Annotated in this window: 15 protein-coding genes; 9 read left to right on the top strand and 6 right to left on the bottom strand. The window is 74.6% G+C overall.

Annotated features, from left to right (window positions below; all coding sequences use genetic code 11):
* Positions 1 to 24: 24 nt before the first annotated feature.
* Positions 25 to 966, bottom strand: a complete 942-nt coding sequence (locus ACGF3A_RS04965; RefSeq protein ID WP_393725822.1) for an SDR family oxidoreductase — start codon at positions 964 to 966, stop codon at positions 25 to 27.
* Positions 967 to 998: 32 nt separating this feature from the next.
* The gene (locus ACGF3A_RS04960; protein WP_393725820.1) at positions 999 to 1,799 is read right to left on the bottom strand and encodes an SDR family oxidoreductase; all 801 of its coding nucleotides are present in this window, start codon (positions 1,797 to 1,799) and stop codon (positions 999 to 1,001) included.
* 52 nt (positions 1,800 to 1,851) lie between these two features.
* Between ACGF3A_RS04960 and ACGF3A_RS04955 the strand changes: the two genes are divergently transcribed.
* From ACGF3A_RS04955 to ACGF3A_RS04935, 5 genes are read left to right on the top strand one after another with little or no spacing between them, the layout of a single operon-like run.
* Positions 1,852 to 2,601: an enoyl-CoA hydratase family protein gene (locus tag ACGF3A_RS04955; protein WP_393725818.1), complete on the top strand. Its 750-nt coding sequence runs from the start codon at positions 1,852 to 1,854 to the stop codon at positions 2,599 to 2,601.
* Positions 2,598 to 3,458: a CoA transferase subunit A gene (locus tag ACGF3A_RS04950; RefSeq protein WP_393725816.1), complete on the top strand. Its 861-nt coding sequence runs from the start codon at positions 2,598 to 2,600 to the stop codon at positions 3,456 to 3,458. The genes ACGF3A_RS04955 and ACGF3A_RS04950 overlap by 4 nt, the downstream gene beginning before the upstream one ends.
* Complete coding sequence (locus ACGF3A_RS04945; protein WP_393725814.1) at positions 3,455 to 4,183, top strand: CoA-transferase subunit beta; 729 nt, start codon at positions 3,455 to 3,457, stop codon at positions 4,181 to 4,183. The genes ACGF3A_RS04950 and ACGF3A_RS04945 overlap by 4 nt, the downstream gene beginning before the upstream one ends.
* Before the next feature lie 26 nt (positions 4,184 to 4,209).
* Positions 4,210 to 5,265, top strand: a complete 1,056-nt coding sequence (locus ACGF3A_RS04940; protein ID WP_393727153.1) for an NAD(P)H-dependent flavin oxidoreductase — start codon at positions 4,210 to 4,212, stop codon at positions 5,263 to 5,265.
* Positions 5,266 to 5,310: 45 nt separating this feature from the next.
* Positions 5,311 to 5,949, top strand: a complete 639-nt coding sequence (locus ACGF3A_RS04935) for a DUF1266 domain-containing protein (protein WP_393725812.1) — start codon at positions 5,311 to 5,313, stop codon at positions 5,947 to 5,949.
* 29 nt (positions 5,950 to 5,978) lie between these two features.
* Here ACGF3A_RS04935 and ACGF3A_RS04930 read toward each other — a convergent pair whose 3' ends face one another.
* Complete coding sequence (locus tag ACGF3A_RS04930) at positions 5,979 to 6,311, bottom strand: antibiotic biosynthesis monooxygenase family protein (protein WP_393725810.1); 333 nt, start codon at positions 6,309 to 6,311, stop codon at positions 5,979 to 5,981.
* A gap of 138 nt (positions 6,312 to 6,449) precedes the next feature.
* On the opposite strand from ACGF3A_RS04930, the gene ACGF3A_RS04925 reads away from it, so the two are divergent.
* From ACGF3A_RS04925 to ACGF3A_RS04910, 4 genes are all read left to right on the top strand, one after another.
* Positions 6,450 to 7,262 carry a hypothetical protein gene (locus tag ACGF3A_RS04925; protein ID WP_393725808.1) on the top strand — a complete coding sequence of 271 codons (813 nt, stop codon included), beginning with the start codon at positions 6,450 to 6,452 and terminating at the stop codon, positions 7,260 to 7,262.
* Positions 7,259 to 7,939, top strand: a complete 681-nt coding sequence (locus ACGF3A_RS04920; protein ID WP_393725806.1) for a DUF4166 domain-containing protein — start codon at positions 7,259 to 7,261, stop codon at positions 7,937 to 7,939. Before ACGF3A_RS04925 ends, ACGF3A_RS04920 begins: the two co-directional genes overlap by 4 nt.
* A complete protein-coding gene (locus tag ACGF3A_RS04915; RefSeq protein ID WP_393725804.1) occupies positions 7,936 to 8,595 on the top strand; it encodes a TetR/AcrR family transcriptional regulator in 660 nt (219 codons plus the stop codon). Before ACGF3A_RS04920 ends, ACGF3A_RS04915 begins: the two co-directional genes overlap by 4 nt.
* Positions 8,596 to 8,679: 84 nt before the next feature.
* Complete coding sequence (locus ACGF3A_RS04910) at positions 8,680 to 9,201, top strand: DUF6624 domain-containing protein (protein WP_393725802.1); 522 nt, start codon at positions 8,680 to 8,682, stop codon at positions 9,199 to 9,201.
* Here the strand turns inward: ACGF3A_RS04910 and ACGF3A_RS04905 are convergent.
* The 3 genes from ACGF3A_RS04905 to ACGF3A_RS04895 form a co-directional block, all read right to left on the bottom strand.
* Complete coding sequence (locus tag ACGF3A_RS04905; protein WP_393725800.1) at positions 9,192 to 10,622, bottom strand: selenium-binding protein SBP56-related protein; 1,431 nt, start codon at positions 10,620 to 10,622, stop codon at positions 9,192 to 9,194. The genes ACGF3A_RS04910 and ACGF3A_RS04905 overlap by 10 nt on opposite strands.
* Positions 10,623 to 10,745: 123 nt before the next feature.
* Positions 10,746 to 11,369, bottom strand: coding sequence for a GNAT family N-acetyltransferase (locus ACGF3A_RS04900; protein WP_393725798.1), 624 nt, complete (start codon positions 11,367 to 11,369; stop codon positions 10,746 to 10,748).
* Positions 11,370 to 11,419: 50 nt separating this feature from the next.
* The gene (locus ACGF3A_RS04895; RefSeq protein ID WP_393725796.1) at positions 11,420 to 12,382 is read right to left on the bottom strand and encodes a zinc-binding dehydrogenase; all 963 of its coding nucleotides are present in this window, start codon (positions 12,380 to 12,382) and stop codon (positions 11,420 to 11,422) included.
* Positions 12,383 to 12,385: the final 3 nt, after the last annotated feature.

Raw genomic sequence — 12,385 nt, 5'->3', positions numbered from 1 at the left:
GAGTCCCTGAGGAGGCCCCGGGACTCACTCCGGCGGCTGGGCGCCGTAGACGGGCTCGGGGTCGGGGGACTTGGACAGCAGCGCGCGCAGCGGGGCGTCCAGCTCGGCCGGGTCCCAGCGCGCGGCCTTGTCGGTGGTGGCGGCGCGGCGCCAGCCGTCCATGACGGTGATGCGCCCGCCCTCGGCCTCGAAGACGCGTCCCGTGATGCCGTGCGAGGCGGGCGAGCCGAGGTAGACGACGAGAGGCGAGACGTTCTCGGGGGCCATGGCGTCGAACGCGTCGTCCTCGGCGGGCGCCGCCATCGACTCCGCGAAGGTCCCCTCCGTCATCCGCGTACGCGCGGCGGGCGCGATGGCGTTGACCTGCACCCCGTACCGCGCGAATTCCTCGGCGGCGACGAGCGTGAGCGCCGCGATCCCCGCCTTGGCCGCCGTGTAGTTGCCCTGCCCGACCGCGCCCAGCAGCCCCGCACCCGAGGAGGTGTTCACGATGCGCGCGGCCTCGGGCCTGCGCCCCGACTTGGTCTCCGCGCGCCAGTGCGCCGCGGCCTGCCGCATGGGCAGGAAGTGGCCCCGCAGATGGACGCGGACGACGGCGTCCCAGTCGTCCTCGTCGAGGTTGACGAGCATACGGTCGCGCAGGAAGCCCGCGTTGTTGACGAGGGTGTCGAGGCGGCCCCAGCGTTCGAGGGCGGTGTGGACGAGGTTGGCGGCGCCCGTCGTGTCGGCGATGTCGTCCGTGGAGACGGCCGCCTCGCCGCCCGCGGCCCGTATCTCGCCCGCCACCTGGGCCGCCGGGGTCTCGCCGCCGTCCGCGCCGTCCAGGGCCACGCCCAGGTCGTTGACGAGCACCCGCGCGCCCGCGCGGGCGAACGCGAGGGCGTGTGCCCGCCCGAGTCCGCGCCCCGCTCCGGTGACGACGACGACACGGTCCTTCGCGAGAGGGTTCGCAAGAGGGTGGTTCATCGCGCTCTCCTTGTAGGTCGTTGCCGTTCCGTTCAGGGCGCCTCCGGCGTGCGGGCCGTCGCTTCGTGCAGGGCCAGCCGCTCGCCGCCGCCGTGCACCGCGAGCGACGCGCCCGTGACGTACCGGGCGCGCGGCGAGGCCAGGAAGAGGCACGCCTCGCCGACCTCCTCCGGCTCCGCGAGCCGCCCCGCGGGGATCGTGCGGGCGAGCGCCGACAATTCCGTGCCCGAGTCCGTGCCCGGGGCCGTGTGCCGGTCCTTCCCCTCCCCGAAGTGTTCCCGGAGGCGCTCCGTCCCGACCATCCCGAGCACGAGAGTGTTGACCCGTACGCCGTCGGGCGCCCACTCGGCGGCCAGTGAGCCCGCGAGGGAGGCGAGGCCCGCCTTGGCCGCGCCGTACGCCGCGGTGCCCGGCGAGGGGCGGGTGCCGCTGACGCTGCCGATCATCAGGACCGAGCCGCCGTCCGGCTGGCCGCGCATCACGCGGTGCGCGGCACGGGCCATGAACAGCGGGGCGAGCAGGTTGAGTTCGAGCACCCGGGCGTGCTGCGCGGCCTCCCCCTCGGCGACGTCCCGCCGGGGGGTGCCGCCCGCGTTGTTCACCAGCACGTCGAGCGAGCCGTGCTCGCGGGCGAGCCGGGCGCACAGCTCCTCACCCGCCCGCGCGTCCCGTACGTCCAGGGGCTCGTACCGCGCCTCACGTGCGCCGTCCGTGATTCCACGCTCCGGCGCGTGTCTGCCACACACGACCACGTCCGCGCCCTCGCGCAGGAAGACGCGGGCAATTCCCGCCCCCACGCCGCGCGTTCCGCCGGTGACAAGTACGACCGCCATGGCTTACCTTTCCACCAAACAAACGTTAGGTGGAAAGGTAGCTGATACCGCCATGTCTGTCTCCACCTCCCGGCCCCGCGACGGCGTCGCCGTCGTCACCGTCGACCATCCGCCCGTCAACGCCCTGCCGGTGAAGGGCTGGTTCGCGCTCGCCGACGCGGTGCGCGCCGCCGGGCGCGACCCCGACCACCGCGTCGTCGTCCTCACCGCGGCGGGCCGCGGCTTCAACGCGGGCGTCGACATCAAGGAGATGCGCGCCGACACCGGGCACGAGGCCCTGATCGGCGCCAACCGCGGCTGCTACGAGGCGTTCGCGGCCGTCTACGAGTGCGAGGTCCCGGTGATCGCCGCCGTGCACGGCCACTGCCTCGGCGGCGGCATCGGCCTCGTCGGCAACGCGGACGCGCTCGTCGCCACCGAGGACGCCACCTTCGGCCTGCCCGAGCTGGACCGGGGCGCGCTCGGCGCCGCGACCCACCTCGCGCGCCTCGTACCGCCCCACCTGACGCGCGCGCTCTACTACACCGGGCGCACGCTCACCGCGCGCGAGCTGGAGCGGCACGGCGCGGTGTGGGCGCTCGCGCCCGACGCCGGCCGGCTCCTGGACACCGCGCTGGAGCTGGCGGAGGAGATCGCCGCCAAGGACGGCTATCTGCTGCGCCTGGCCAAGGAGGCGCTCAACGGGATCGACCCCGTCGACGTCCGCCGCAGCTACCGCTACGAGCAGGGCTTCACCTTCGAGGCCAACCTCTCCGGCGTCTCCGCCCGCCACCGGGCGCATTTCGGGAAGGACGACCGATGACCGACAAGACACTCACCGCTGACGAGGCGGTGGCCGGGATCGAGTCCGGGATGACCGTCGGCATCGGCGGCTGGGGCGCGCGCCGCAAGCCGATGGCGCTCGTACGGGCGCTGCTGCGCACCGACGTCAAGGACCTCACCCTCGTCAGCCCCGGCGGCCCCGACGTGGGGCTGCTGGCGGCGGCCGGGCGGCTGCGGAAGCTCGTCGCGCCGTTCGTGACGCTCGACTCCGTGCCGCTGGAGCCGCACTTCAGGGCGGGCCGGGAGACGGGGGCCTTCGCCTTCGAGGAGTGGGACGAGGCCATGTTCCTGTGGGGGCTGACCGCCGCCGCGAACCGGCTCCCTTTCCTGCCCGTCCGCGCGGGCCTCGGCTCCGACGTGCACCGGCTCAACCCCCGGCTGCGCACGGTCAGATCGCCGTACGAGGACGGCGAGGAGCTGCTCGCCGCGCCCGCGCTGCGGATGGACGTGGCGCTGCTCCATCTCAACCGCGCCGACCGCCGGGGCAACGCGCAGCTCCTCGGCCCCGACCCGTACTTCGACGACCTCTTCTCCGAGGCCGCCGACCGTACGTACGTCTCCTGCGAGGAGATCGTGGACACTTTCGAGGGCCCGCCGCAGTCGCTGGTGATCCAGCGCCAGCACGTCACCGGCGTCGTACGGGCGCCGCGCGGGGCGCACTTCACGAGCTGCGCGCCGGACTACGCGCGGGACGAGGCGTTCCAGCGCGCGTACGCGAAGGCGGCCGGGGACCTGGACGCCTGGCGGGCCTTCGAGGAGCGGTTCCTCGGCGGCGGCGAGGACGACTACCAGCGCGCCGTCGAGGCGTTCGGCGCGGAACGGGAGGGCGAGCGGTGATCACCCGGGCCGAGTACTGCGTCGTCGCGTGCGCCGAGGCGTGGCGCGGCGACGGCGAGATCCTGGCGGCGCCCATCGGGACGGTACCGCGCCTCGGCGCGCGCCTCGCGCGCCGTACGTTCAGCCCCGACCTGGTGCTCTCCGACGGGGAGGCCACGCTCGTGGACGAGGAGGGGCGCGTCGAGGGCTGGGCGCCGTACGCCAAGCAGCTCACCATGGCCACGGGCGGCAAGCGGCACGTGATGATGGGCGCGAGCCAGCTCGACCGGCACGGCAACCAGAACATCTCCTGCGTCGGCGACTGGGCGCGCCCCAGGCGCCAGCTCCTCGGCGCGCGCGGGGCGCCCGTGAACACGCTGAACAACCCCGTCTCGTACTGGGTGCCCCGGCACTCGCCGCGCGTCTTCGTCGAGCGCGTCGACATGGTCAGCGGCGTCGGCTACGACCGCGCGGCGGAGGCGGGCCCCTCAGCGACCCGCTTCCACGGGCTGCGCCGCGTGGTGACCGACCTGGCCGTGCTGGACTTCGCGACGCCGGACCACCGGATGCGGCTCGCGAGCCTGCACCCGGGGGTGACGGCGGAGGAGGTCCAGGAGCGTACGGGCTTCGCGCTGGAGGTGCCCGCCGAGGTGCCGGAGACCCGCGCGCCCACGCCGGACGAACTCCGGCTGATCCGCGAGGTGCTGGACCCGGAGGGGGCCCGCGAGCGCGAGGTGCCCTCGTGACGGAGCCGGGCCAGGGGGTGCCCGTGCTGCCCACGCCGCTCACGGAGCTGACCGGGGTGCGGCATCCCCTCGTGCAGACGGGCATGGGGTGGGTCGCGGGGCCGCGGCTGGTCTCCGCGACGGCCCGCGCGGGCGCGCTCGGCATCCTCGCCTCGGCCACCATGACGCTCCCTCAACTGAGGGACGCCGTACGGGAGGTGAAGGCGCGGACCGACGCGCCGTTCGGCGTGAACCTGCGCGCCGACGCGGAGGACGCCGACGCGCGCGCGGAGCTGCTGATCGAGGAGGGCGTGCGCGTCGCCTCGTTCGCACTCGCGCCCACCCGCGCGCTGATCGCCCGGCTCAAGGACGCGGGGACCGTCGTCGTCCCGTCCGTCGGCGCGGTCCGGCACGCGCGCAAGGTCGAGGAGTGGGGCGCCGACGCGGTGCTCGTCCAGGGCGGCGAGGGCGGCGGGCACACCGGGCAGGTCGCCACCGGCGTGCTGCTCCCCCAGGTCGTGGACGCCGTCGGCATCCCCGTGATCGGCGCGGGCGGCTTCCACGACGGCCGGGGCCTGGCCGCCGCGCTCGTCTACGGCGCGGCGGGCGCGGCCATGGGCACCCGCTTCCTGCTGACCCGGGAGTCGACGGTGCCCGACGCGGTCAAGGCCCGCTATCTGGCGGCCGAGGTCACGGACGTCACGGTCACCACGAAGGTGGACGGCCTCCCGCACCGGATGCTGCGCAGCGAGATGGTCGAGGCGCTGGAGTCCGGAGGCCGTACGGCCGCGCTCGTACGGGCGGTGCGGCACGCGGCGGCGTTCCGGCGGCTGTCGGGGCTGTCGTGGCGCGCGATGCTCCGCGAGGGGCGGGCGATGCGGCACGGCAAGGACCTCACCCTGAGCCAGACCCTGCTCGCCGCGAACACCCCGATGCTGCTCAAGGCGGCGATGGTGGACGGCCGTACGGACGCGGGCGTGATGGCGGCGGGCCAGGTGGCGGGGGTGATCGAGGACCTGCCGTCGGTGGCCGAGGTGGTCGGCTCGACGGTGGAGGAGGCGGCCCGCCTCCTGACGGCACTGGCGGCCCGGGTCCGGGCGTGAGGGGGCCGGGAGGGCGCCGCGGGCGGCTGCGTAGGGTGCGGCCCCATGTGGAGACGTAAGCACACGGGACACGCCCCCGGCATCGCCCTGTCGGCGCACCAGCTCTGGATGGTCTCGCTCTGCGCCCCCGTGAACCGGGGCGACGAGTCGTCGCGGACCACCCTCTACCCGTTCACGGCGCGGGACGACGAGCGGGCCCGGAGCTGGCTGGCCGAGCAGTGGGAGCTCACCACGCTCGCCGAGGTGACCGACCGGCTCCAGGACCTGATGGAGTCGGGGTACCGGGTGCGGGCGAGCGACCCGGAGGCCCAGCCGCTCGCCTGGGACGTCGCGCTCTACGCCGACGTGGTCCGCAAGGCCTTCGCGTCCGGGCTCATGGACGAGCCCACGGCCTGGCACTTCCTGCGCGCGACCGTGGTGCCGGTCAGCGGCAGGTACGGCTCGTGGACGGCGTTCGCCGACGACTATCTGCGGGGCCGCCTGCTGTGGACGGACATGCTGCGCGCCCGGCGCGGCGCGGAGGACGAGGACTTCCCGGCCCCGCAGGCCGTCTCGGACGCGCATCTCAGGCGCCTCCTCGACCCCGCGAACCGCGCCAGCCCCTGGAACCTCGTGCCCTGGGACGCCGTCCACCGCCCCGACGGACCGCTCGGCCCGCACCTCTGGGGCCCGCGTGGGTGGTGAACGTGGGCGGTGAGCGCGGGCGGTGAGCGTCAGCGCGGGTGCACCGTGCTGACGGTGAAGGTGTGCGGGTCGACGTGCTCGGCGAGCCCCGTCGTCCGGCGCAGGTACGGGCGGGCCTCGTCGCTGTCGAGCATCGCGCGGAGGTCCTCGGCCGACTCCCACTGCGCGTAGTTCACCACCCGGGTGCCGTCGTCGCTCCCGTGGAAGCTCGCCCCGATGAACCCGGGGCAGTGCCGGACGACCTTCTCGGTGAAGTCGGCCAGCGTCTCCAGGAGTTCCCGTTGCCGTTCGGGGCGCACGGTGAACACGTTCACGAATGTCGTCACCGGGGCGCCCTCGCGGATCGTGAGGGTTCCAGACATGCGCCGCAGTATGCCCCGGAGGGAACGGTGCCGGAAGGTACGGCGACCAAGGACGGCCAAGGTTTGAGCAATCGCTCAAACACGCCTACCCTGAGGTTTGAGCGACTGCTCAAACACCAGAGGCGAGGGGGAAGCCGCATGCCGAAGGGACCGAGGAAACCAAGGGGGCTGTACGTGGAGGCCCGTGTCCGCACCGGCCTCGACGAGCTGTGGCGGCGCACCCAGGACCCGGAGCGGCACCAGCGCTGGGACCTGCGGTTCACGCACATCGCCTATCTCGACGGCGACGGCGAGGACGGCAGTCCGCGCCGCTTCACCTACGGCGTCCGGGTGCTCCCCGGCCTCATGGTCTCCGGCACCGGCGTCTCCGCGGGCGAGCGGCACCGCCCGGACGGCACCCGGACCTCGGCGCTCCGCTTCGCCTCCCCGCATCCGCTCTCCCCTCTCAAAGAGGGCAGCGGTTACTGGCGTTACGTACCGCAGGATGACGGCACCGTCCGCTTCCTCACCGGGTACGACTACGTGCCGCGCTGGGGCCGCGCGGGCGCGCTGGCCGACCGGTACGCGCTGCGCCCGCTGATGGGCTGGGCCACCGCCTGGTCCTTCGACCGGCTGCGCCTGTGGTGCGAGCGGGGCATCTCGCCCGAACGCGCGCTCGTACGGGCGCTGTCGGAGGCCGGGGCGCGGCTGCTGGCCGTGGCGGGCGCCGCGTACGGGGCGTACGCCTCACCGTCCGCGCCGTCCGTGGCCGCCGCCGCGCTCGTGGCCGTCGCGGCCGTGCTGCTGCCGCCGCTGCCCGGCACCCCGGCGGCCCGCCGCTGCCTGCGCCGCGCGCCGACGCCCGCCCGTACGCGACGCACGTCCCGCACCAGCCCCGCCGCCCCCGTCGCCCCCGTCGCCCCCGCCACTCCCGCCCCGCCCGCCCTCCTCGACCGACTGGAGCGTCCGTGACCTCGATCTTCCAGCGCGCCCTCGGCGCCGACTTCGACCGGCTGCACCCGCAGCTGCGGCGGCGCTTCGCCGTCGGGCTCGACAGCGGCGAGTCCTGCGTGGGGCGCGGCGTGATGGACCGCGTCTGGCACCGGGGCGGCTGGGTACGGCCGTTCCTCGCGGTCGGCGCCAGCCGCCACATCCTGGTGCCGAGCGCCGGGCGCGACATCCCCTTCACCATCGAGAACGTCCCGTACCTCGACTCGTACGGCCGCGAGACCGTCACCTTCGTGCGCACCTTCGCCTTCCCGCGCGGCGCGCGGCGCTTCGACGCGACGATGGTCTACAGCGAGGAGCGGGACCGCGTCGTCGACTACCTCGGCACGCACCAGCACCTCGCCACGGACCTGGAGTTCTCCGTGGACGCGCACGGCGCCCTGGTGATCCGCTCCGGCGAGCACCGCTTCCGCGAGGGCCGGATCGACGCGCGGGTGCCCCATCTGGTCGGCGCGGACGCGCGCGTACGCGAGTCGTACGACGACATGGCGGGCCGCTTCCGGATCAGCGTGACCGTCGCCAACCGGCACTTCGGGCCGCTGTTCGGGTACGAGGGCTCGTTCACCGCCGAGTACGCCGACGTGCGCGAGCGCGGCGTGCGCGCGGGCCTGCGGCCCGTACGCGAGGAGGCGCGCGCGTGAGCCCGAGGACGACCGGCGCGAAGACCGGCGGCACCTCCGAGGAGACCCGGACCAAGCTGCTGGAGGGCGCGCTGCGGACGCTCACGGAGCAGGGCATCGCCAAGACCTCGGCGCGCGCGGTCGCCGCCACCGCGGGGGTCAACCAGGCGCTGGTCTTCTACCACTTCGGCAGCGTCGACGAGCTGCTGGCCGCCGCCTGCCGCCACGGCGCGGCACAGCGCCTCGCCGAGTACCGCGAGCGCCTGGCCGAGGTGCGCTCGCTCGCCGAACTCCTCACCCTCGCCCGCGCGCTGCACACCGCCGAGCGCGCGGGCGGGAACGTCGCCGTGCTGGGCCAGCTCATGGCGGGCGCCCAGACGCACCCCCGGCTGGCGCCCGCGACGGCGGCCGGGCTGGCGCTGTGGACGGACGAGATCGAGACGGTGCTGCGGCGGCTCCTCGCGGGGACGCCGCTGGCGGAGTTCACCGACCCGCGCGGCCTCGCCTGCGCCGTGTCGGCCGCGTTCATCGGCCTCGAACTCTACGAGGGCGTCGACGGGGAGGGCGCGGAGCGGGCCTTCGCCGCGCTCGAACAGCTCGTCGGAATGGCCGCCGCGCTGGAGTCCCTCGGCCCGGTCGCGCAGCGCGCCGTACGGCGGAAACTCCGGAGGGGGTAAGTTCATTCTGCACGGCGAACGGGCCCCGCGTCACCCTCACTCAGGACGATCTTCACGCCGGATCGGCGTCCTACGGTGAAGCGCATGCAGCAGACCCCGACGGACATCACGACCGAGCTCCGCGCCATGTTCGACCTGGATCAGGCGTCGGAGTCCAAGGCCCACCACGAGGACATCGCCGAGCGGCTGGCCTGGCGGCGCCTCACCACGCTCCACGGCGACCGGCTCCGGGAGATCCTGGAGGCCCACGGCTGGCCCTCGGACCCGGCGGCGTCCGAGGCCGCCTGGGTCCTGGCCCAGCACGCCGACCACCAGATCGACGTCCAGCGCCTGGCGCTGGGCCTGCTGGAGGCCGCCGTCGAGGCGGGCGGCGCGGGCCCCGACGGCCCCCGCCACCTGGCGTTCCTCCGCGACCGTCTCGCCGTCAACGAGGGCCGCGAGCAGACCTACGGCACGCAGATCGGCGGCATCACCGACGAGGGAGCCCCCGTCCCGTGGCCGGTCGCCGACCCCGCGGGGATGGACGCGCGCCGCGCTGAGGTGGGCATCCCGCCCTTCGACGCGTACGTGAAGGCGCACGCGCCTCAGGGGCGCCCTCAGCGGTAGCAGTACGAGTCGGAGGACGCGTCGCCGCCCTGCAGATGGGTCTGGTGGACGCGGCGGCCGCGGAACTCCTCGCCGTGCGGGAAGAAGCGCGCGTCGAGCGTCAGTCCGCCGCGCTCGGGGTCCGCGTCGAGCTTGGCCAGCCAGGGTTCGACGCCGTCCGGGTAGAACTGGTCGTCCCACGAGCCGTAGAGGGAGTTCGTGAGGTAGACGCGGCGGCCGTCGCGGCTCAGCTCGACCATCTGCGGGCCCCCGGTGAGCGGCACGCCGGGCGCCGTGGGGTGCGGGACGCGGCCGACGACGCCGCCGAGCCGGACGGAGGCGGTGAGCCGGGGGCGGAACGGGTCGGAGACGTCGTACTGGAAGAGCTCGCCGGTGCCCCAGGCCGAGACGTAGAGCCAGCGGTCGTCGACCGAGAGGTTGATGTCGGTGACCAGCGGCGGCACGGCGCCGAACGGGCGCAGCGCCGGGGGCAGTTCATCCTCCTTGGCGGGCTCGGCGGGGATCGTGATCACCTTGCGCGCGGTGAACTCCCCCGTTTCCGCCTCCCGGTGCCACAGCCAGACCGAGGCGGACAGGTCCTCGACGCTCACGACGACCCCCGCGAAGCCCCACTCCGCCTCCGGGTCGTGCGCGGGGCGCAGCTCCAGCACCATCTGGTGCTCGTCCCCCAGGTCGACGCGGCGCAGATGGCGGCCGGTGTCCAGCTCCCAGAAGTGCAGCGCGTGCCCGTACTTCCGGCCCAGCAGCAGCTCGGGGTCGACGCCGTCCTCGATCATCGAGGGGGTGCCCCACTCGCTGGTCACGGCGGTGTTGTGGCGCAGGTGCCACCACACGTCGTACGCCAGCCGCTGCGGTCCCCGCTCGGTCTCCCAGGCCCGCAGCACCTCGAACGTCCCGTGGTCGAGCAGCGCCACGCCGCCCGGCCCGTCGGCGCCGTGCGCGCCGCCCAGGCAGGAGAGGAAGACCCCGTCGGGGCCGCAGTGCAGGGTGTGCGGGCGCGAGTAGCCCGCACGGTCGGCGAGTTCGTCGGGCTCGACGGTCCTGACCAGGCGCGGCCTGGCCGGGTCGGGGTGCGTGTCGAAGACGTGCAGCCGCGAGGAGCGCAGCCCGGGGGCGAGCAGATAGCGCCGCTCGGCATGGTGGTGGCCCTCGTGGGCGAGCGCGCTGGAGCAGGCGTTCCAGCCGAAGTGGTGCAGCTCGTCCCCCGTCCCCGGCGTCTCCGCCACGCTCAGCACGCGGCCGTACGAGGGGGAGGCGGGGTCCGTGTCGAGGGTGAACAGCGCGTCGGGGAGCCGGGCCTCGCGGTCGAAGCCGACGACGTAGGCGAGCTTCTCCGGCGGCGCGGCGACGGCGTCCGCCGGGGTGCGGTAGAGAGTGCCGGCGCCGGGGTGGTGGCCGTGGTCGTGCGCGGTCGAGGTCATGCGGAACTCCGCATCTCGTCAGGGGGCACGGGGCGGGCGGTACGGGGTGGTACGGGCGCTCTGCCGGTGCGGCACCGATCGTTCCACGCGGCGCACGGCCCGCCAAGGGCCTTCATGCGGACGTCATACGCCCGTAGCGCCCCCGGCGCCCGGCTCCCGCCACATCGGCCACATCGGCGGGCCCCCGTCCGGCAGGCGGAGGGGTGCGCCGCGGAGGGCGAAGCCGTGCCGCTCGTAGAAGGCGCGGCTGCGCGCGGAGCTGGCCTCCAGGTAGGCGGGCAGCTCCTCCTTGTCGCAGCGGTCGAGGGTGAGGCGGAGGAGGGCGCCGCCGATGCCCCGGCTCTGCAGGCCGGGGCGGACGGCGAGCGCCTGGAGGTAGGCGTGCGGCTCGTGCGGGTGGATCCCTCCGGTGGTCTCGCCGATGCCGTGGACCCGGGGGTTGGCGGGGTCCACGCCGCCGAGCAGCTCGCCGGTCTCCTCCAGCCCCGGGGGTTCGTTCCGGGTGTCGAACCAGAGGGCGACGGCCGTCCCGTCCGCCGTCATCTCGGCGGTGCCGTAGCGGCGCGCGCCCTCCAGGAAGGCGCTGAACAGCAGCGGGTGCCAGGTCTCGCAGTGCTCCTCGCCGGGGAAGATCCACCGGCTGACGGGGTCGGTGCGGAACGCCGCGTGCAGCAGCTCCCGCGCCCCCGGCACGTCCGCATCCCGTACCGCCCGCACCGCCCGTACGTCCCGCGAGCCCGCGCCCATCCCCGCACCGCTCCCCTCAACTGGCCTTCGCCGCATACCGGTTGGGGACGCTACACCGTCAGGACGACCTTGCCGAAGAGGTCTCCCCCGGCCATCTTCGCGAAGCCCTCGCGGGCCTCGGAGAGCGGCAGGGTGGAGTCGATGACGGGGCGTACGCCCTTCGCGGCGCAGAAGCTCAGCAGCGAGGCCAGCTCCTCCTTGCTGCCCATGGTCGAGCCGACGATCTTCAGCTCCAAGAAGAAGACGCGGTTCAGCTCGGCGGCCGGCGGGTTGGGGCCGCTGGTGGCGCCGGAGATCACCAGGGTGCCGCCGGGCTTGAGGGACTTCACCGAGTGCGACCAGGTCGCTGCGCCGACGGTCTCCATCACGGCGTCCACCCGGTGCGGCAGCCGGGCCCCGCTCTCGACGGCCAGCTCGGCGCCCAGCTCCTCGGCGCGCTTGCGCTTGGCCTCGTCGCGGCTGGTCGCGAAGACCCGCAGTCCGGCGGCGGCCCCGAGCACGATCGCCGCGGTGGCCACGCCGCCGCCCGCGCCCTGGACGAGGACGGAGTCGCCGGGTCCGACGCCCCCGTTGGTGAAGAGCATGCGGTACGCGGTGAGCCAGGCCGTGGGCAGGCAGGCGGCCTCCTCGAAGGAGAGCTCCTTCGGCTTGGGCAGCACGTTCCACTGCGGGACCGCGACGCGCTCCGCGAAGGTGCCCTGGTAGCGCTCGGTGAGGATCGAGCGGGGCTCGCGGGGACCGACGCCGTGCCCGGTCTGGCCGATGACGGAGTACAGCACCACCTCGTTCCCGTCGGCGTCGACGCCCGCCGCGTCGCAGCCGAGGATCATGGGCAGCGACTCCTCGGTGATGCCCACCCCGCGCAGCGTCCACAGGTCGTGGTGGTTGAGCGAGGCGGCCTTCACGGAGACCGTGGTCCACCCGGGCGGCACCTTGGGCTCCGGCCTCTCCCCCAGCTCCAGCCCGTCGAGCGGCTGTTCCTTGTCGATGCGCGCGGCATAGGCAGCAAACATGAT

The organism is Streptomyces sp. NPDC048172 (assembly GCF_043202595.1).
Lineage (GTDB): Bacteria > Actinomycetota > Actinomycetes > Streptomycetales > Streptomycetaceae > Streptomyces.
This window is presented reverse-complemented; position numbering and strand designations above follow the sequence as displayed.

What these genes read in the sequence shown, in the direction of transcription:
- ACGF3A_RS04910 (WP_393725802.1), top strand. Translation starts at nt 8,680, where the DNA reads ATGCAGCAGACCCCGACGGACATCACGACCGAGCTCCGCGCCATGTTC.
- ACGF3A_RS04960 (WP_393725820.1), bottom strand. Translation starts at nt 1,799, where the DNA reads ATGGCGGTCGTACTTGTCACCGGCGGAACGCGCGGCGTGGGGGCGGGA.
- ACGF3A_RS04900 (WP_393725798.1), bottom strand. Translation starts at nt 11,369, where the DNA reads ATGGGCGCGGGCTCGCGGGACGTACGGGCGGTGCGGGCGGTACGGGAT.
- ACGF3A_RS04930 (WP_393725810.1), bottom strand. Translation starts at nt 6,311, where the DNA reads ATGTCTGGAACCCTCACGATCCGCGAGGGCGCCCCGGTGACGACATTC.
- ACGF3A_RS04925 (WP_393725808.1), top strand. Translation starts at nt 6,450, where the DNA reads ATGCCGAAGGGACCGAGGAAACCAAGGGGGCTGTACGTGGAGGCCCGT.
- ACGF3A_RS04950 (WP_393725816.1), top strand. Translation starts at nt 2,598, where the DNA reads ATGACCGACAAGACACTCACCGCTGACGAGGCGGTGGCCGGGATCGAG.
- ACGF3A_RS04935 (WP_393725812.1), top strand. Translation starts at nt 5,311, where the DNA reads ATGTGGAGACGTAAGCACACGGGACACGCCCCCGGCATCGCCCTGTCG.
- ACGF3A_RS04965 (WP_393725822.1), bottom strand. Translation starts at nt 966, where the DNA reads ATGAACCACCCTCTTGCGAACCCTCTCGCGAAGGACCGTGTCGTCGTC.
- ACGF3A_RS04905 (WP_393725800.1), bottom strand. Translation starts at nt 10,622, where the DNA reads ATGACCTCGACCGCGCACGACCACGGCCACCACCCCGGCGCCGGCACT.
- ACGF3A_RS04955 (WP_393725818.1), top strand. Translation starts at nt 1,852, where the DNA reads ATGTCTGTCTCCACCTCCCGGCCCCGCGACGGCGTCGCCGTCGTCACC.
- ACGF3A_RS04895 (WP_393725796.1), bottom strand. Translation starts at nt 12,382, where the DNA reads ATGTTTGCTGCCTATGCCGCGCGCATCGACAAGGAACAGCCGCTCGAC.